Consider the following 18,525-nt stretch of genomic DNA (forward strand, 5'->3'; position numbering starts at 1 on the left):
GCGGCATACAAAATCAACTCTGTATGCCGCTTTGCAGCAAACAGGACTGCAGGGCAGTCCTGAACTGGCCTTATCAGCGCTCTTTCACGTAAGGTTCACCCCCGGCGCGCGGCGGTACGGCCTTGCCCACGAACCCGGCCAGAATCACCACGGTCAGGATATAGGGCAGGGCGTCCATCACCTGCACCGGGATCACGACGCCGCCCAGATCGATGTTCTGGAAACGCAGGGCAACGGCTTGCAGCAGACCGAACAGCAGGCAGGCCCACATGGCGTGCCATGGCCGCCATTTCGCAAAGATCAGCGCGGCCAGCGCGATGAAGCCGCGCCCGGCGGTCATCTCTTTCACGAAGCCAGCTTGCAGGGCGGTGGCCAGATAGGCCCCGGCGATGCCGCACAGGATACCGCAGATCGCCACAGCCGCATAACGCAGACCCACGACCGAGACACCGGCAGTGTCGACGGCTGCCGGGTTCTCACCCACCGCGCGCAGGCGCAGGCCAAAACGGGTGCGGAACAGAATCCACCACGTCAGCGGCACCATCAGGAAGGCCACATAGACCAGAACAGAATGACCTGAGAGCAACTCGGAATAGACCATATGCAGGGTGTTGGCCTCGGACATCAGCTGGGACACCGGTTGCCCTGTCAGCTCGGCGTCCTCGGGGCCGATGGCATAGGGGAACTCGGCCGACTCAAACCGCCCGCCGCCAAACAGGGATGGCGTGCGCCCACCTTGCTGGAACCAGCTTTGGGCGACCAGTACTGTCATCCCTGAGGCGAGGAAGTTGATCGCAACGCCCGAGATCAGCTGATTGCCCCGGAATGTAATCGAGGCAAACCCGTGCAACGCCGACAGGACCAGCGAGGCCGCAATCCCCGCCAACAGGCCCAGCCAGACCGAGCCGGTAACAGCTGCCACAGCCGCCGAGAAGAAGGCCGACATCAACATCTTGCCTTCGAGCCCGATATCGAAGATGCCCGCACGTTCGGAATATAGCCCGGCCAGACAGGCCAGCAACAAGGGCGTGGCCAGACGGATCGTGGAATCCAGAACCTGGATGAGTGTCAGGAAGATATCCATCAGGCCGACCCCTTTCGCAGAGCCAGGAACAGCTTTTCAAGCGGCATCCGCACCATGTTGTCCAGCGCTCCGGTAAACAGGATCACCAGCGCCTGAATGACCACGATCAACTCGCGTGGGATCGAGGTCCAGAGCGCCAGCTCGGCGCCGCCCTGATACAGAAACCCGAACAAGATCGCGGCCAGAAACACGCCGAACGGATGCGATCGACCCATGAGTGCGACCGCGATGCCGATAAAGCCCGCGCCTTCGGTCGAGTTCAGGACCAGCCGTTCCGCCTCACCCATCACGTTGTTGATCGCCATCAGACCGGCCAGCGCGCCCGAGATCAGCATGGCGATGATGGTGATCCGGACCGGCGAGATACCGGCATAGACCGCCCCGGTCTCTGAATGACCATAGGCGCGGATCTCATAGCCCAATCGGGTGCGCCAGATCAGCGCCCAGACCACGACACAGGCAAGGATCGCCACGAAGAACGAGATATTCGCAGGCGCGCCGCGGAACATCACGTTCTCGGCGGTTGAAAACATCGACTGGAAGGTCGGCAGATGCACCGCTTCGGGGAAGCGCGCGGTGGCCGGGTCTTGCGAACCTTGCGGGCGCATGACGTTGACCAGCATGTAGTTGAGGAAGGCGGCTGCAATAAAGTTAAACATGATCGTGGTGATCACGATATGGCTGCCCCGTTTGGCCTGCAGATAGGCCGGGATGGCGGCCCATGCCGCACCAAAGATCATCGACGCGGCGCATGCAGCCAGCAGGGCGATGGTCCAGTGCGGCCAAGGGACGGACAGGCAGACGATAGCAACGCCCAACCCCCCCAGCATGGCCTGCCCTTCGCCACCGATGTTGAACAGGCGCGCATGAAAGGCCACCGCCACGGCCAACCCGGTGAAGATGAAATTGGTCGCGTAGTAGAGCGTATATCCCCAACCATAGGTCGAGCCCAACGCGCCTGTGACCATCAGGTTGACCGCCTCGATCGGGTCTTCTCCGATCGCGAGGATGACGAGTGCCGACAGGATTGTGGCCAGCAGCAGGCTGATCAGCGGGATCAGCACCACATCGGCCCATTTGGGCATTTTTTCCATCTTACGCGGCCTCTCCCGCAACACCGGCCATCAGCAGGCCCAGTTCTTTTTCATCCGTCTCAGCGGGCAGACGCTCGCCCATGATATGTCCGTCGAACATCACCGCGATCCGGTCGGACAGCGAGAAGATTTCCTCCAGCTCGACCGAGACCAGCAGGATCGCCTTGCCCTGATCGCGCAGGGCGACGATTTGTTTGTGAATGAATTCGATGGCTCCGATATCCACGCCGCGCGTGGGTTGGCCCACCAACAGTAGATCGGGATTGCGCTCGATCTCACGCGCGACAACGATCTTTTGCTGGTTGCCGCCCGAGAAGCTTTTGGCGGTAAGCCAGCCATTCGGGGGGCGCACGTCGAACTTTTCGATCTTGGCCTCGGTGTCGGCACGCAGGGCGGCGTTGTCCATGAAGATGCCGCGCTGATAGGCCGGGTCGCGGTGATAGCCGAAGGCCACATTCTCCCACGCGTGGAAATCCATGATCAGACCTTCGCGCTGGCGGTCCTCAGGAACATGAGCAATGCCCTGCGCCCGCCGCGCCTGACCGTCAGATCCTGCGCCATGCAGGGCCAGCGGCGCACCGTTCAGCCGGATCGTCCCATGCCCCGGGCGCATCCCGCCCAGAACCTCAAGCAGTTCGGATTGTCCGTTCCCAGCGACCCCGGCGATGCCCACAATCTCGCCCGCGCGGACGGTCAGGTTGATACCTTTGACGCGCTCGACCCCGGCGGAATCGGTGACGCTGAGGTTTTCGATCTCCAGCACCGGTTTGCCCGGCTGTGCGGGCACCTTGTCCACCTGCAGCAGCACTTTGCGGCCGACCATCAGCTCGGCCAGTTCCTGCGGGTTGGTGTCGGCTGTTTTGACAGTCGCGGTCATCTCGCCACGCCGCATCACCGAAACCGTATCGGTGTTTTCCATGATCTCGCGCAGCTTGTGGGTGATCACGATGATGGTCTTGCCCTCGGACCGCAGCCGGTCGAGGATGCGGAACAGCTGATCCGCCTCGGCAGGGGTCAGCACTCCGGTTGGTTCGTCGAGGATCAGAATCTCGGCCTTGCGATACAGCGCCTTCAGGATCTCGACCCGCTGCTGCATGCCGACGCCAATCTCATCGATGCGCTTGTCGGGGTCGACGAACAGCTCGTATTCTTCTTCCAGCGCTTTCAGTTCCTTGCGCGCCTTGGCCAGCGAGGGGGCCAGCAGCCCGCCATCTTCGGCACCTAGAACGATGTTTTCCAGAACGGTGAAATTCTCGACCAGTTTGAAATGCTGAAATACCATCCCGATGCCCGAGGCGATGGCCGCCTGACTGTCCGGGATGTCGGTCTTTGATCCGTTGATCCAGATCTCACCTTTGTCGGCCTTGTAGAAGCCGTAGAGGATGCTCATCAGCGTGGATTTGCCCGCACCGTTTTCACCGATGATCCCGTGGATCGTTCCGGGGGCGACGCTGATGGAGATGTCTTTGTTGGCCTGAACCGGCCCAAAGGCTTTGGAAATCCCTTTGAGCTCAATGGCGGGGACGGTCATGTCTTGTCCTTGGGTTGCCGAAAGGGCCGCATGCGGCAGAGTGGAGGCGAGGCGGAGGTCAGCCCCCCGCCCCGCGTGATATCAGAACTGCAGCGCCGGGCAGCTGTCATTCTCGTAATAGCTGACAACCGAGACGTTGCCGTCGATGATGTCCTGACGGGCCTTGTCGACTGCTGCTTTCATGTCGTCCGACACTAGCGACGCGTTGTTGTCATCCATGGCAAAGCCTACGCCATCCTCGGCCAGACCCATGACGAACACGCCGGTTTCGACGTTTTCACCGGCCTTCATCGCTTCGTAAACGGCGACGTCCACACGTTTTAGCATCGAGGTCAGAACCTTACCCGGGTGCAGGTGGTTCTGGTTGCTGTCCACACCGATCGACAGGATGCCTTCGTCAGCGGCGGTTTGCAGCACGCCAACACCGGTGCCGCCGGCAGCAGCATAAACAACGTCAGCACCCTGGCTGATCTGCGCCTTGGTCAGTTCCGAACCCTTCACCGGGTCGTTCCAGGCGGCGGGGGTGGTGCCGGTCATGTTGGCCACCACGTTAATGTCGGGGTTCACCGCCTTGGCTCCCTGTGCATAGCCGCAGCCAAAGTGACGGATCAGCGGAACGTCCATGCCGCCGATAAAGCCGACGGTGCCGGATTCCGAAGCCATGGCTGCCATCATGCCGACAAGATATGAACCTTCATGCTCGGCAAAGCCCACCTGACGCACATTGGGTGCATCCAGCCATGTCACGTCGACCACAACAAAAGTGGTGTCAGGATAGTCGGGCGCCACGGCGGCCAGCGGATCGGCCATGCCGAAACCCATGGTAATGATCGGGTTCGAACCCGCTTCGGCAAAGCGGCGCAGGGCCTGTTCGCGCTGCGCTTCGGATTGCATTTCGATCTCGCGGTAGGTTCCGCCTGTTTCCTCGGCCCAGCGTGACGCGCCGTTATGTGCAGCTTCGTTGAACGACTTGTCGAATTTGCCGCCAAGATCAAAGATCAGGGCCGGTTCGGCCAGAGCGGCGCCAGCTGTCAGCGCAACCGCCGCCGCGGCGCCCATCAAGGATTTCATAAGGGTCATCTGTTACTCCCGTTGGCTATTATCGGTCCGGGGCTTGACCGCCCCATCACCCACTCAGAGCGAGCATACCTGTTGTGATGGCGGGAATTAAGGACGTTTGCAACAGCTTCGGTCAATTGATTTTTGATCATTTGGTCAAAAAGATCGATTATTTCCCGATTAGCAGGCACTCCAGGACAATCGCGTCCACATTTGGGCCAGTTTTGCGCGCATAATAGGCACGTCGCCGCCCGCAAGGTTCGTACCCGCAGCCTGAGTACAGCGCGATAGCTGCCTCATTGTCGGCGGCCACCTCAAGAAAAGCGCGTGTGGCCCCAAGGTGCTGCGCCTGAGCGTGCCACGTTGCCATGGTCTGACGGGCAAGGCCCTGCCTTTGATGATCGGGATGGGTTGCGATGGTCAGCAGCTCTGCCTCATCCGCGATGACTTGAAACAGCGCAAAACACCGGTCGTCGCCAACAAGATGGGTGAAGCGCCCCGCCAGCAGGTCGGTGAATTCCGCCGCGGTCCACGGGCGGGACTGCGTGAACGCTGCCGTGTGGATCTGGGCAAGGGTTTCGGGTGTCATTCGTCCAGCAGAACTGGTGGCACATCGCGCGACGGCGCGGCATCAGCGGGTCGGACATAAAGCGGGGCGGGCGCCGTTTGCGTTGCCTGCCAGCGGCGCTCGGTCAGTCGGGCGATAGCGTAGGCCTGCTGGTCGGGGGCGGCACACAGGAACAGTGGGCCCAGCCCTTCGGCCTCATCACGCGCGATCAGGCGTGGAGTGTCGTCTGGCTGAACATAGACCTGGTCTCGGGGCGCGGGGATGGCGGGGATCTGGCCCGGAGCGGCTAATTCACCCAGCGCATCAAACCCCGAGACGCCAACCGCCGGAATCCCAAGCCCCAGCGCCAGCCCGCGCGCGGCGGAGACCGATATTCGGATACCGGTGAAATTGCCCGGGCCGATGCCCACGCCAATCGCATCGAGGTCGTGCCAGCTGAGCCCGTTCCGGTTCAACAGCTCTTCGAGCAGGGGCATGAGCCTTTCGGCCTGCCCGCGGGACATCCGTTCGGCGACCGAATCCACGATCCGGTCGCCACACAACAAAGCGGCCGCGCAATGCGCGGCCGATGTGTCAAATGCCAGAATCGTCGGGTCAGACCGCAACGGGGCGTACCTCGGTCACTTCGGGGATGTAGTGGCGCAGCAGGTTTTCGATGCCCATTTTCAGCGTGAGTGTCGAGGACGGGCATCCCGCGCAGGCACCTTGCATATGCAGGTAGACCACGCCGCGATCAAAGCCGTGGAAGGTGATGTCGCCACCGTCCTGCGCCACCGCAGGGCGGACCCGGCTGTCCAGCAGGTCTTTGATCTGGTTGACGATTTCGGCGTCTTCGCCAGTATGTTCGGCATGGCCCGAGGCGGTCTGCGCATCGGCCGCCATGACCGGCTGACCCGACTGGTAGTGCTCCATCACTGCACCGAGGATAGCAGGTTTGATGTGATCCCACTGAACGTCATCCGACTTCGTAACGGTGACGAAATCATTGCCAAAGAACACGCCGGTCACACCGTTTACCCCGAAAATCCGCTGGGCCAAGGGCGACTTCTCTGCGGTCTCGGCGCTTGGGAAGTCAGCGGTGCCCGCTTCCAGAACCGTCTGACCGGGCAGGAATTTCAGCGTGGCCGGGTTGGGCGTGGATTCGGTTTGGATGAACATGGCGCGGCTCCGTTTGAGGTGACCTTGATATGCGCGCCCGCGCGGGCGAAGTCAAGATTTGGAACCGTTCTAAATTGCTGCGGCGTGAGAAATCGCGGCATCCAGGCGGTCGTCGCCCCAGAACAGCTCGTCCCCGGCGACAAAGCTGGGCGCGCCGAAAATGGCCAGCGCCCGGGCGCGGTCGACCTGTTCGAACAGGGCCGCCTTGATCTGCGCCTCGCCCATCCGGTCCATCAGCGCAGGTTCGGCACCGGCGGTCGCAAGACACGCTGTCAGAACCTGCGGGTCCGAGATGTCCCGGCCCGCGCCGAATTGCGCCGCATAAACCGCGCGGGCAAAGGCCGCACGCTGGTCAGGCGCATCCATGGTCAACGCCAGACGCGCCGCCTTCAGGCTGTTTTGCGGGAAGCTATCGGGGCGGCGCAGGGGCAGGCCGCGCGCGGCGCAAAGGCGCTCCATATCCCGCCACATATAGCGTCCCTTTGCGGGGTAGATGTTGAACGGGGAGTTGTCCCACCCCTGTTCGGCAAAGATCGGTCCCAGCAGAAACGGTTGCCACGCGACCTCGACACCCTGATCCGAGGCCATGGCCTCGATCCGCATCGCGCTGAGATAGGAATAGGTCGAGGCGAAATCGAACCAGAATTGCAGTTGCGCACCCATCTGCGGCCCTCAGGTAATGGCTTCCAGCTTTTCCTTGCTCAGATCACCGGGCACGATGGTAATCGGGATCGGCAGGCTGCCCGAGTTACGCGTCAGCTGCGTCACCAGCGGCCCGGGACCTTTCTTGTCAGTTCCGGCACCCAGCACCAGAACGCCTATTTCCGGGTCCGACTGGACATGGGCGATGATCTCGGGCACCGGGTCGCCCTCGCGAATGGCGAGTTCGGGTTCGACCCCTTGCTTGTCCCGCATCCATTTGGCGAACACTTCGAAATGGGCGTGGATACGTTCACGCGCCTCTTCGCGCATCACTTCGGCGACGCCGATCCAGTGGTTGAACTCGTCTGGAGGAATGACCGACAGGATCGTGACCCCTCCGCCCGTATGCGCCGCACGCATAGCCGCAAAGCGCATCGCGTTCAGGCATTCGCGGCTGTCATCCAGAACCACAAGGAATTTGCGCATATCTGTCCCCGGTTTGTTTCCGCGATCATGCCCCAGCGCGGGGGCACTGGCAACTAGCTGGCCGCCCAGTCCCAATACATCTCGCGCACGCGGCGGGCGACGGGACCGACCTGATACTGCGTGTCGTCCAGCGCGGTGACGGGGGTGACCTTGCTCATGTTGCCGGACATGAAGACCTCATCCGCGTTGTGGAAGTCGTCAAAGCTCAGGACGGTTTCGTGCACGGTTACACCGTCTGCGCGCAGGTTCTTGATGTGGCGGGCACGGGTGATGCCCGCAAGGAAGGTGCCATTGGGGATGGGGGTAAAGACCTCGCCATCGCGCACCATGAAGATGTTGGCGGTTGCAGTTTCGGCAACGTTGCCCATCGCATCGGCGACCAGAGCGTTCGAGAACCCTTTCGACCGCGCCTCGGCCAGCATCCTTGCGTTGTTGGGGTAGAGGCATCCGGCCTTGGCGTTGACGACAGCGGATTCCAGTACCGGGCGGCGGAACCGCGTGGTTGTCAGCGTGGCCGAGGCCGTCTCGGGCGCCATAGGGATCGCTTCGAGGCAGATCGCAAAGCCGATGCTGTCTTCCTGTGGGATAATCGCAGTGGGATCCCCGTCGATCCCCCAATACATCGGCCGGATGTAGACGGCTGTGCCGGGGGCGTAGGCCTCTAGCCCCTCGTGCACCAGCTCGACCATCTGTTCTGTGGTGACGTTTGGTGCCAGCATCAGCGCTTCGGCGGACCGGTTCACCCGCGCGCAATGGGCGTCGAGATCGGGGGTCAGCCCTTCAAAGAACCGCGCGCCGTCGAAGACAGACGACCCCAGCCAAGCGCCATGGTCTGCCGCGCGCATGATCGGAGCGTCTCCGTCATGCCATTGACCATCGAAATAGGTGCGGATGTTTGTGCCGACTGCCATTGTGCCCTCCCTCGGTTCGAGGGAAACCTAGGTTGGGGCCGAGGCAAGGTCCAGCAGATTATCCGTGATGCAGCGGCAGCGTTCCGCGTTTGACCATCGTACGCAGGGCAAAGTTTGATCTGAGGTTGCGGATCCCGGGAATCTGCATCAGCCGATGTTCCAGAAAAGCGTCAAAGGCAGTGAGGTCCTTTGCCACTACCCGCAGCAGAATATCCCGCGACCCGGTCATCAAGTAGCACTCCATCACCTCGTCACAGCGGCGGATCGCCTTTTCGAACGCATCAATGGCCTTGCGATCCTGCTTTTCCAGCTCGACCGAGACGAAGATAGTGACGCCAAAGCCCAATTGTTCTGGATCCACCTGCGCGGCATAGCCGGTGATGATGCCATCGCGCTGCAGACGTTCCAATCGCCGCGCGCAGGGGGTCGGGGACAGGCCAACATGGTCCGCCAGATCAATGACCGTCATGCGCCCATCCTTTTGCAGGGCGCGGATGATTTTGGTGTCTATGGTATCCATGGGGAAAGTATCTACGATTATGCAATATAATAGAGAATATCACTAATATCTGACAATAACCAGCCAGATAATGGCGAGAACCCCTCAGGCAAAGGTGGCAAACTCTTCTGGAGATTCCGGAGGAGACGCATGGACATCACCATCGTAGACGCGCCCGAGCACGAGCGCGTGGTTGAATTCAAAGACAGCAAGCTTGGCCTTTTGGGCTATGTCGCCATCCACTCGACCCAACGCGGTCCGGCTGCGGGTGGTGTGCGGATGCGGCCCTATGGCCATCCCGCCGAGGCGCTGCAGGATGCGCTGCGGCTGGCGCGGGGCATGACGTTCAAGAACGCTGCCGCTGACCTGCCGTTGGGCGGAGGCAAGGCGGTGATCATTGGTGATCCGAGCGCCGACAAGACGCCCGAGCTGCTGAAAGCCTTCGGGCGCGTGGTCCAAAGCCTCGACGGGCTTTACTGGACCGCCGAGGATATGGGCATGACCCCGGCCGACATGGCGCATATCGGGTCTGAGGCCGATTTCGTCGCCGGGCTGGCGGATGGGGCCTTTGCCAGCGGCGATCCCTCTCCGATCACGGCGCGCGGGATTTTCAACGCGATCCGGGTGACGGCGCAGCACCGGTTCGGGCTGGCCGATCTGGGCGGGTTGACCGTTTCGGTTCAGGGCCTGGGCCATGTGGGCGAGCATCTGTGCCAGTTCCTGCATGACGCGGGCGCGCGCCTGATCGTCACCGATATCAACACCGAGCAAACCGCGCGCGTGGCCGAACGGTTCGGCGCGCAGGCCGTCGCACCGGATGCGATCTATGGCGTTGAGGCCGATATTTTCGCCCCCTGCGCCATCGGTGGTATTCTGAATGAAACCAGCATCCCGCTGCTGAAAGTGGGTGCCGTGGCCGGTGGTGCGAACAACCAGCTGGCCAAGGACCGCGACGCGCTGCTGCTGCACGACCGGGGTATCCTCTATGCGCCGGATTTCGTCGCCAATGGTGGTGGGATCATCAATGTCGCCACCGAGATTCTGCGCGTGGCCGATCGTGAGGATTGGGTAAACCACCGGCTGCAAGCGCTGGAACAGACCATGGATCGCATCCTGACCCGCGCCAGGGCCGAGGCGATCAGCCCCCATGACATTGCAGAATCCATCGTGCACGAAACCCTGCGTGCACAGGCGGCCTGAGCCAAAAGAAAACGCCGCCCTGATCGGGGCGGCGTTCTGTTTGCCAAAGGGTCAGGGCTTGCCTGCGCCCACCATCCCGACAATCTCATAGGTCTGCTGCAGTATCGGAGCCGCAATCGCACGGGCACGTTCTGCGCCGCGGGCGAGGATTTGATCGATCTCGGCCTCTTCGCCCATCAGACGCGCCATCTCGGACGAGATCGGGGCCAGTTTCGAGACCGCAAGCTCTGCCAGCATCGGCTTGAACTCACCAAATTGCTTGCCGCCGACCTCGGCCAGAATCTGCTCCGCCGTCTGATCGCTGAGCGCGGCATAGATGCTCACCAGATTGCGCGCCTCGGGGCGGTCTGACAGACCTTCGATTTCCGAGGGCAGGGCATCCGGGTCGGTCTTCGCCTTGCGGATTTTCTTGGCGATGGTGTCGGCATCATCTGTCATGTTGATCCGCGTCATATCCGACGGGTCCGAAGACGACATCTTGCGCGACCCGTCCCGCAGGTTCATCACCCGCGGCGCGGGGCCACCGATGACGGGTTCGGTCACCGGGAAGAATTCGACGCCATAGTCGTGGTTGAACTTGATCGCGATGTCGCGAGTCAGTTCCAGATGCTGTTTCTGATCCTCTCCCACGGGCACATGCGTCGCGTGATAGACCAGAATATCCGCCGCCATCAGCGCTGGATAGGCAAACAGGCCCAGCGAGGCGTTTTGCGAATTCTTCCCCGCCTTGTCCTTGAACTGCGTCATCCGCTGCATCCAACCCATCCGGGCGATGCAGTTGAAAATCCAGGCCAGTTGCGTGTGTTCAGGCACCTGGCTCTGGTTGAACAGGATCGACTTTTCGGGGTCCAGACCGGCGGCGATGAAGCCTGCGCAGACCTCGCGCGTCTTTTCACGCAGGCGGGCCGGGTCTTGCCAGACGGTGATCGCGTGCAGGTCGACCATGCAGTAGATGGTCTGAAAATCCGCACCCTGCATGTCCACAAAACGCTTGAGCGCACCCAGATAGTTACCAAGGTGCAGGTTTCCCGAAGGCTGGATGCCGGAGAACACGCGCGGCGTGAATTGGGTCTCGGTCATCGAAGGGAACTCCCGTCTGGAAAAATCAGTCCCCGTCGCTTACCCATGAGGCTAAGGGACGTCAACAGCCGCAAAGGTAAAGCCCAATGAGCAGTGAGCATTATACCCCGCCCGTGAACCCTCTACCGCCTGTGGTGGTGGCGTTGACGTTGTTCATCATCGGGATCGAGGTAGTCCTGCAACTGGGCGCACGTGGGATCGTTGGCGGGCCGTCGGCGGTGGGTTGGCGGCTGGACGCGCTGCAGCAATACACATTCTCGCCCGATATCTTCGATTGGATGATGGAAAACGGGCGCTGGCCGTTCGAGCATGTGATCCGCTTTGTCACCTATCCCTTTGTCTCGGCCAATTTCACGCAGGCGATCTTTGTCTGCGTCTTCGTGCTGGCGATGGGCAAGATGGTGGCCGAGGTGTTCGGAAGCGTCGCCATGCTGATCATATTCGTTCTGTCGGGCATGGGCGGAGCATTAGCCTATGCGGTGCTGCTGGACCCGGCCTATCCGCTGGTCGGAGGGTTCCCGCCCGTTTACGGGTTGATCGGTGCGTTCACATGGCTGCTCTGGCGAAATCTGTCTTTGGTTGGTGCAAATCAATCCCGTGCGTTCAGCCTGATTGCCGTGCTGATGGGTATCCAACTCCTGTTTGGCCTGCTTTTCGGGGGCACCTCGGACTGGGTCGCCGATCTGGCCGGGTTTGGCACCGGGTTTGGCCTGTCGTTCTTTCTGGCACCGGGCGGCTGGGCGCGGATTCTGGGCAGGATACGCCGCGACTAGGCGGGTCACCCCGGCGCAGCGCGGTGCGGAATTCCGACAGTTTGAAAGCCCCGAACACGTGACCGAGGGCGAAGTAGGCCGCACCCGCCGCTGCGATCAGCAGGAGTAAGGCTAGGTAGCGCAGGCCGGACAGCTCAAACGCCCAGCCGAACAGGTGGATCGCAGCAAACAGCACGACGCCCATCCCGGCCGAGGCCGCAACGATCCGCCATGCCCGGTGTTTGAACCGCGCATCAAAACGGGCCTCGTCCCCGAACCGCCGCGCGCCGATGGCCAGCAGCAAGACCATAGCCCAACCGGCGGTCGAGGCCGCGATGGCGGGCGCGATCCAGCCGACCACGGGATAAAGGCCAAAGGCGAGAGCGGCATTCACAACCATCGCAACAACGGCGTATCGGAACGGGGATTTCGTGTCTTCGCGGGCAAAGAACAGCGGCTGCAGCAGCTTTTGCAGCATGAAAGCTGGCAGGCCGATGCCGTAGATAGCGACGGCCAGTGCGGTGGCTGCGGTATCCTCGGCGGTGAACTGGCCGCGCTGGAACAGGACCGAGACCAGTTGGACGGGGATGATCACGAAGGCGACGGTCGAGGGGATGGTCAACAGAAGGGTGAATTCTCCGGCCCGGGAAAACGCATTGCGCGCGCCGTCTTTGTCGTCGGCGCGGAGGCGACGGGACAGATCAGGCAGCAGGACGATGCCCACGGCGATACCGACCACACCCAAGGGCAGTTGATACAGGCGATCTGCCGCAAACAGCCAGCTCACAGCTTTCTCGGTTTTCGAGGCCACCAACTGCCCCACCACCAGATTGACCTGCGTCACCCCCATGGCCAAAGCGGCAGGCACCGCAATGCTCACCATACGCCGCATCTCGGGGCTGAGCTTCGGCAGGCCGGGGCGGATGCGGATGCCTGCGCGCTCGGTTGCGATCCAGACAAGGGCCAGCTGAGCGACGCCAGCGGCAGGGATGACGGCGATCAGCCAGCGGATCACCTCACCACCTGATAGCGCCCCGAAGATCAGGGCGGAGCAGGCGAAGATATTCAGCAGAACCGGCGCGGCGGCGGCGGCGGCGAACCGGCCCGTGGCGTTCAACACGCCGGAAAACAACGCCGCCAGCGACATGAACAAGATGTAGGGAAAGACGACATAGCCATAGTCCACGGCCAGATCGAAGCGTTCGTCGCCATAGAACCCCTCGGCCGTGATCCAGACCAGTGCGGGCATGAACACCATCGCCAGACCGACCAGCGCCAATACGGCAACGGCCAGCAGGTTGAAGGCGTCTTGTGCGAAGCCTTCGGCGTTCTCGTCACCCTCCAGCCGCTTGGAGAACATCGGCACAAAGGCTGCGTTGAACGCACCCTCGGCAAAGAAACGGCGGAACATATTGGGCAGGCGGAAGGCGGCGACAAAGGCGTCCATCACCGGGCCCGGCCCGATATAGGCGGTCAGCAGGATTTCCCGCAGAAACCCAAGGATACGGCTGGCCAGCGTCCAGAACCCTACCGTGAAAAACCCCGAGAACAGACGGATCTGCTTCATGAGGCGGCGCGCTCGGCGCCCTCGGTAATAGCGGTGCGCAGCTTGGCCTCAAGGCCGCGTTGCTTGCTGTCCGAGTGGTATTTCAGGCCGAACATATCCTTGACGTAGAAGGTATCGACCACCTGCTCGCCATAGGTCGCGATGACGGCGTTGGCGACATAGACATTGGCCGCAGCCAGCGTACGCGCCAGATCATAGAGCAGACCGGGGCGGTCGCGGGTGTCGACCTCGATGATTGTGTAAATCTCGGACCCGTCATTGTCGAAGGTGATATGGGTTGGGACGTTAAAGGCGCGCTCGCGTTTCTTGATCTTGTCGCGCGATTTTAAGGCGTCACGGGCCACCACCTCGCCTTTCAGCGTCTTGTGGATCATCTGCGTCAGACGCGGCAGGCGGCTGGATTCGAAGGGGCGGCCCTCGGCGTCCTGAATCCAGAACGCGTCGGTCACGTAGCCATCCTTGGTCGTATAGCTGCGCGCGTCGACCACATTGGCGCCGACCAGCGCCAGGGCCCCTGCGATGCGGGCAAAGATACCCGGGTGGTCACCCATGGCGAAACAGGCGCGCGTCGCGTCGCGGTCTTCGTCGGGATGCAGGCGAATCTCCATCTCACCGGGATCGCCGCTGTCTTCCAGCGCTTTCAGCATCTCGGCGAACTCGACATGGGTCGAAAGGTTCAAGCCTTGCCAATAGGGATCGTAATGCCGCCCGGTTTCGGTTTTCAGATCAGACTTGGACCAGTCCGCCAACTCGGCCCGCAACAGCTTTTTCGCGCCCGCGCCGCGATTGGCACGGTTGAGGTCCTCCATCCCGGTTTCAAGTGCGCGTTTGGTTTCGGCATGTAGCGCGCGCAGCAGGGTGGCTTTCCAGTTGTTCCACGTATTGGGGCCAACGCCGCGGATATCGCAGACGGTCAAAACTGTCAGCAGGTCCAGCCGTTTGACCGTTTCGACCGCTTTGGCAAAGTCCCGGATGGTGCGCGGGTCCGAGATGTCGCGCTTCTGCGCCATGTCCGACATCAGCAGGTGATAGCGCACCAGCCATTCCACTGTCTCGCAATCCGATTTGTTCAACCCCAGACGTGGGGCCACCTTGCGCGCGATCTGCGCGCCAAGGATCGAGTGATCCTCGGGCCGTCCCTTGGCGATGTCATGCAGCAGCAGCGCCACATACAGCACCTTGCGGTTGACGCCTTCCTTGAGGATCGATGAGGCCAGCGGCAGTGACTCGATCAACTCACCGCGTTCAATCTGGGCGAGGTTGACGATGCACTGGATCGTGTGCTCGTCCACCGTATAGCTGTGATACATATTGAACTGCATCATCGCCACGATGGGCTCGAACTCGGGCAGGAAGGCTGACAGAACGCCCAGTTCATTCATCCGTCGCAGGGCGCGCTCGGGGTTGCCGTGTTTCAGCATCAGGTCAAGGAAGATGCGCCGCGCTTCCTTGTTGTTGCGCATGTCTTCATCAATCAGATGCAGATTGGCAGCCACCAACCGCATGGCGTCGGGGTGGATCAGCATACCTGTGCGCAGCCCCTCTTCGAACAGCCGCAACAGGTTCAGCTTATCGGTCAGAAAAGTGTCCGGTTCGGCGACATCCAGGCGGCCATGTACAACCTGATATCCGGCCTTCACGCGCGGGCGGCGGCGAAAGAGACGCTCCAGCAACGGAGCGCTTTTGACATGGGCCGCTTCCAGCTTTGTCAGGAAAATGCGTGTCAACTCGCCCACGCGCGTGGCTTCGCGGAAATAGCGCTGCATGAACACCTCGACCGCGCGTCGCCCGGCTCGGTCCTTGTATCCCATTCGCTCGGCCACCTCGACCTGAAGGTCAAAGGTCAGTTGCTCCGTTGCCCGCCCGGTAACCAGATGCAGATGAGACCGCACGGCCCACAAGAAATCTTCGGCCTGAACAAAGCCTTCGAATTCTTCCGGCGTGAACAAGCCCAGCGGCACCAGTTCGGCCACATCCTGAACACCATAGATATACTTGGCGATCCAATAGAGCGATTGCAGATCGCGCAGCCCGCCTTTACCCTCTTTGACGTTTGGCTCGACCATATAGCGCTGACCTTGCTTCAGGTGCCGCTCTTCCCTCTCTTTCAGCTTGGCTTCGATGAAATCGCGCTCAGAGCCTTTGAACAGATCCGCCTTCAACCGGGTCTCAAGTTCGGCAGCAAGCGCGGCGTCGCCAGCCAGATAGCGCTGTTCCAGCATCGCGGTGCGGATGGTGAAATCATCCCCACCCAGCCGCAGGCAGTCCTTGATCGTGCGTGATGAATGCCCAACCTTCAGTCGCAGATCCCACAGGATATAGAGCATGGATTCGATCACGCTCTCGGCCCAGGCGGTGATCTTGTAAGGCGTCAGGAACAACAGATCGACGTCAGACGACGGTGCCATTTCACCCCGACCATATCCGCCGACGGCTAGAACGGCGATCTTTTCGCCCTGTGTCGGCGTAGCCAGCGGGTGCAGCGTTTCACTTGCGACGCGCATGGCTGTACAGACCAATTGGTCTGTCAGGTAGGTATAGGACCGGGTCAAAGGGCGCGCATCAAATGGCGCTTGGGCGAACGCGTCTGCAATGGCCTCGCGTCCTGCCTTTTGGGCCTCTCGCAGAATGCGAACGGTCTCCGCACGTAGGGCAGAGTTGTCCGTGCCGCTTTCAACGATGGCCGAAAGCTCGGCATTGACTTTGACGCTGTCAAATATCCGGTCAGCGGGGCAGATTAGCTTGTTGTCAGGCATGGTCGCCTGCGCCGGTGGCTCAGAATCCGGCGCCAGAGAAGCTTTGTGGAGCAGGGTCAATCACAACCACCTGTTTGTTCTGGATCGTGGCAACCGCCAGACCGCGTTCGTTTGTCCCGTTCGACCGCAGGCGGAAGATTCCGCCAACGCCCTGAAAACCGGCATTCTGTGTCAGTGCGGCACCGGTCAGCGCGTTGGATTTGCCTTGGCTGACCAACGCGCCGATGGCGGCGATCCCATCATAGGCCAGACCGCTGATCGGGTGCGGTGCCTCGCCATAGGTGTTGTTGTAACGCTGGCGATACGCCTGAGCTTTGGCCGGATCAGGCAGGGCAAACCAGCCCCCCTGTACTCCGGGCAGGTCCAGCGTTTGCGATGGAATATCCCACCGCGTCAAACCGATATACTGAACATTCGCCGGTGAGACGCCCGCCTCGGGCAGCAACTGGCTGAACAGAGGCAACGCGCCCGCCGTGGTCGCGGTCATGAAAATCGAATCGGCGGCGTTGGCATCGACTGTCGCTTTGATTGTCGGCACCGAGTTGATGACGCCTTGCTGAGACCGGTCATACCCCACAGTGCCAGCATTCTTGACCCGGCTGCTCCCAAGCGCTGTTGCGATCGCGGACTGGCCAAGCTGACCGGCAGGGTCGTTGCTGTGCACGATTACTGTTCCGGTTTTGCCCTGACGACCGGCGAAATTGACCAATCTGTTGGCCGTGTTCTGGAATGTAGGTCCCAGAACGTAAACGTTGCCACCGGCGATGCCGGTATTGTTCGAAAATGACAGCACGTTGACATTGTTGTTCAGCACAGCAAGACCGGCAGCGTTTGCCGCCTGCGCGTATACCGGGCCGAGGATGATCTTGGCCCCATCGGCGACAGCTTGTTGGGCCACCGTTGACGCGGTGCCGGCGTTTCCGGCGGTATCGTAAACCCGAAGGTCAATCTTTACGTTCTGCAAATCTGCCATTGCCAGACGCGCCGCGTTTTCAAGGCTTCGTGCCAGCGCCGCATCACCTGCCTGTGGCGATCCGCTTGGCACCAGCAGGGCCACCGGCACAGGATCAGAGGTATCGATCGACGGGCCTCCGCTAATGCCGCCCACTTCACAGGCGGCCAGAAATGCGGCCGTGGCCAGAGCAATGGCGGATTTCGCCAGTTTGCGGGTGGGCTTGCAAACGGTAAACATCTAAATGAAAACTCCCTGATCCGGCGTCTGAGGGCACCTTGGTCTAACGATCCGCGATAATAAACGTCACGCTCTGAGGGTCCAGCTTTGAATTTCCAAAAGATCAGATTGGCCGCGGGCCTGTATTTTGTTGCCACTCCCATCGGGACCGCGCGCGACATTACGCTCAGGGCGCTGGATGTGCTGGCCTCGGCGGACATGATCGCCGCCGAAGATACCCGCAGCCTGCGCCGGTTGATGGAAATCCACGGCGTGCCGCTCGAGGGTCGCCGGATTCTGGCCTATCATGACCACAGCGGCGCGGGCGCGCGCAGCAAGATTCTTCAGGCGCTTGAGGCGGGGCAGTCGGTTGCCTACGCGTCCGAGGCCGGGATGCCCCTGATCGCCGATCCGGGTTATGATCTGGGCCGGCAGGCGGCTGAGGCAGGCTTTGCCGTCACCTGCGCCCCGGGCCCCTCGGCGGCCCTGGCGGCGCTGACATTGGCGGGGCTGCCCACGGATGCGTTCTTTTTCGCGGGCTTTCTGCCCAATGCCTCAGGCGCACGGCGGTCGCGCATCGAGGCGCTGCGCGACATTCCCGGAACGCTGGTGTTCTACGAATCCCCCAAGCGGCTGGCCGCAAGCCTTGAGGATTTGGCAGATGTTCTGGGCGCCGAGCGGCAGGCCGCGATGTGCCGTGAGCTGACGAAGAAATTCGAAGAGGTGCGGCGCGGAACGCTTGCTGATCTGGCGGCAGAGTATCAGGGCGCGACGGTGAAGGGCGAAATCGTCCTGCTTGTGGATCGCGCGCATTCGCAAACTGTTAACGAGTCTGACGTAGAAGAGGCTTTGAAACGGGCGCTGGAAACCCATTCGGTGCGCGACGCGGCAGATCTGGTGTCAGAGATGTTCAACCTGCCGCGCAGGCCGATCTATCAAAAGGCCCTGAAGCTGGGAAAGGGATGAC

Annotated in this window: 17 protein-coding genes and 1 pseudogene; 3 read left to right on the forward strand and 15 right to left on the reverse strand. The window is 61.5% G+C overall.

What is annotated here, in order from left to right; translation table 11 throughout:
* Positions 1–73: 73 nt before the first annotated feature.
* The 11 genes from ACR3EN_RS07565 to ACR3EN_RS07615 form a co-directional block, all read right to left on the reverse strand.
* Positions 74–1,084 (reverse strand): ABC transporter permease, encoded by a 1,011-nt coding sequence (locus ACR3EN_RS07565; RefSeq protein ID WP_480732959.1) that lies wholly within the window; start codon positions 1,082–1,084, stop codon positions 74–76.
* Positions 1,084–2,178 (reverse strand): ABC transporter permease, encoded by a 1,095-nt coding sequence (locus ACR3EN_RS07570; RefSeq protein WP_480732960.1) that lies wholly within the window; start codon positions 2,176–2,178, stop codon positions 1,084–1,086. Before ACR3EN_RS07570 ends, ACR3EN_RS07565 begins: the two co-directional genes overlap by 1 nt.
* A 1-nt stretch (position 2,179) precedes the next feature.
* The gene (locus tag ACR3EN_RS07575; protein ID WP_480531991.1) at positions 2,180–3,709 is read right to left on the reverse strand and encodes an ABC transporter ATP-binding protein; all 1,530 of its coding nucleotides are present in this window, start codon (positions 3,707–3,709) and stop codon (positions 2,180–2,182) included.
* 81 nt (positions 3,710–3,790) lie between these two features.
* A complete protein-coding gene (locus tag ACR3EN_RS07580) occupies positions 3,791–4,789 on the reverse strand; it encodes a BMP family lipoprotein (protein ID WP_480823614.1) in 999 nt (332 codons plus the stop codon).
* Between the two features lie 148 nt (positions 4,790–4,937).
* A complete protein-coding gene (locus ACR3EN_RS07585) occupies positions 4,938–5,357 on the reverse strand; it encodes a GNAT family N-acetyltransferase (RefSeq protein WP_480823616.1) in 420 nt (139 codons plus the stop codon).
* Positions 5,354–5,941: a tRNA (adenosine(37)-N6)-threonylcarbamoyltransferase complex dimerization subunit type 1 TsaB gene (gene tsaB, locus ACR3EN_RS07590; RefSeq protein ID WP_480823618.1), complete on the reverse strand. Its 588-nt coding sequence runs from the start codon at positions 5,939–5,941 to the stop codon at positions 5,354–5,356. Before tsaB ends, ACR3EN_RS07585 begins: the two co-directional genes overlap by 4 nt.
* A complete protein-coding gene (locus tag ACR3EN_RS07595) occupies positions 5,931–6,494 on the reverse strand; it encodes a NifU family protein (protein ID WP_480531999.1) in 564 nt (187 codons plus the stop codon). Before ACR3EN_RS07595 ends, tsaB begins: the two co-directional genes overlap by 11 nt.
* 69 nt (positions 6,495–6,563) lie before the next feature.
* Positions 6,564–7,157, reverse strand: a complete 594-nt coding sequence (locus ACR3EN_RS07600) for a DsbA family protein (protein ID WP_480823620.1) — start codon at positions 7,155–7,157, stop codon at positions 6,564–6,566.
* Positions 7,158–7,166: 9 nt separating this feature from the next.
* Entirely contained in the window at positions 7,167–7,622 is a 456-nt protein-coding gene (locus ACR3EN_RS07605; RefSeq protein ID WP_480823622.1) for a universal stress protein, read from the reverse strand.
* A 53-nt stretch (positions 7,623–7,675) separates the two neighbouring features.
* On the reverse strand, positions 7,676–8,533 hold the full coding sequence (locus ACR3EN_RS07610) for a branched-chain amino acid aminotransferase (protein ID WP_480823624.1): 858 nt from the start codon (positions 8,531–8,533) through the stop codon (positions 7,676–7,678).
* A 58-nt stretch (positions 8,534–8,591) separates the two neighbouring features.
* Positions 8,592–9,053 (reverse strand): Lrp/AsnC family transcriptional regulator, encoded by a 462-nt coding sequence (locus ACR3EN_RS07615; RefSeq protein WP_480823626.1) that lies wholly within the window; start codon positions 9,051–9,053, stop codon positions 8,592–8,594.
* Positions 9,054–9,182: 129 nt separating this feature from the next.
* On the opposite strand from ACR3EN_RS07615, the gene ACR3EN_RS07620 reads away from it, so the two are divergent.
* Complete coding sequence (locus tag ACR3EN_RS07620) at positions 9,183–10,232, forward strand: Glu/Leu/Phe/Val family dehydrogenase (RefSeq protein WP_480823628.1); 1,050 nt, start codon at positions 9,183–9,185, stop codon at positions 10,230–10,232.
* A gap of 51 nt (positions 10,233–10,283) precedes the next feature.
* On the opposite strand, the gene trpS is transcribed toward ACR3EN_RS07620, so the two are convergent.
* Entirely contained in the window at positions 10,284–11,312 is a 1,029-nt protein-coding gene (gene trpS, locus ACR3EN_RS07625; RefSeq protein WP_480823630.1) for a tryptophan--tRNA ligase, read from the reverse strand.
* Between the two features lie 281 nt (positions 11,313–11,593).
* Between trpS and ACR3EN_RS07630 the strand changes: the two are divergent.
* A pseudogene (locus ACR3EN_RS07630) lies at positions 11,594–11,980 on the forward strand (rhomboid family intramembrane serine protease); the annotation flags it as partial.
* On the opposite strand, the gene murJ reads toward ACR3EN_RS07630, so the two are convergent.
* The 3 genes from murJ to ACR3EN_RS07645 are packed head-to-tail and all read right to left on the reverse strand — an operon-like array spanning position 11,916 to position 17,579.
* Positions 11,916–13,631 (reverse strand): murein biosynthesis integral membrane protein MurJ, encoded by a 1,716-nt coding sequence (gene murJ / locus ACR3EN_RS07635; protein WP_480918409.1) that lies wholly within the window; start codon positions 13,629–13,631, stop codon positions 11,916–11,918. The pseudogene ACR3EN_RS07630 and the gene murJ sit on opposite strands and share 65 nt — an antisense overlap.
* Positions 13,628–16,387, reverse strand: coding sequence for a [protein-PII] uridylyltransferase (locus ACR3EN_RS07640; protein WP_480823636.1), 2,760 nt, complete (start codon positions 16,385–16,387; stop codon positions 13,628–13,630). Before ACR3EN_RS07640 ends, murJ begins: the two co-directional genes overlap by 4 nt.
* A 19-nt stretch (positions 16,388–16,406) precedes the next feature.
* The gene (locus ACR3EN_RS07645; RefSeq protein ID WP_480823638.1) at positions 16,407–17,579 is read right to left on the reverse strand and encodes a penicillin-binding protein activator; all 1,173 of its coding nucleotides are present in this window, start codon (positions 17,577–17,579) and stop codon (positions 16,407–16,409) included.
* A gap of 87 nt (positions 17,580–17,666) precedes the next feature.
* Between ACR3EN_RS07645 and rsmI the strand changes: the two genes are divergently transcribed.
* Positions 17,667–18,524 (forward strand): 16S rRNA (cytidine(1402)-2'-O)-methyltransferase, encoded by an 858-nt coding sequence (gene rsmI / locus ACR3EN_RS07650; protein WP_480823640.1) that lies wholly within the window; start codon positions 17,667–17,669, stop codon positions 18,522–18,524.
* The last annotated feature ends 1 nt before the right edge of the window (position 18,525 follow it).

Source organism: Ruegeria sp. G7, assembly GCF_056535465.1.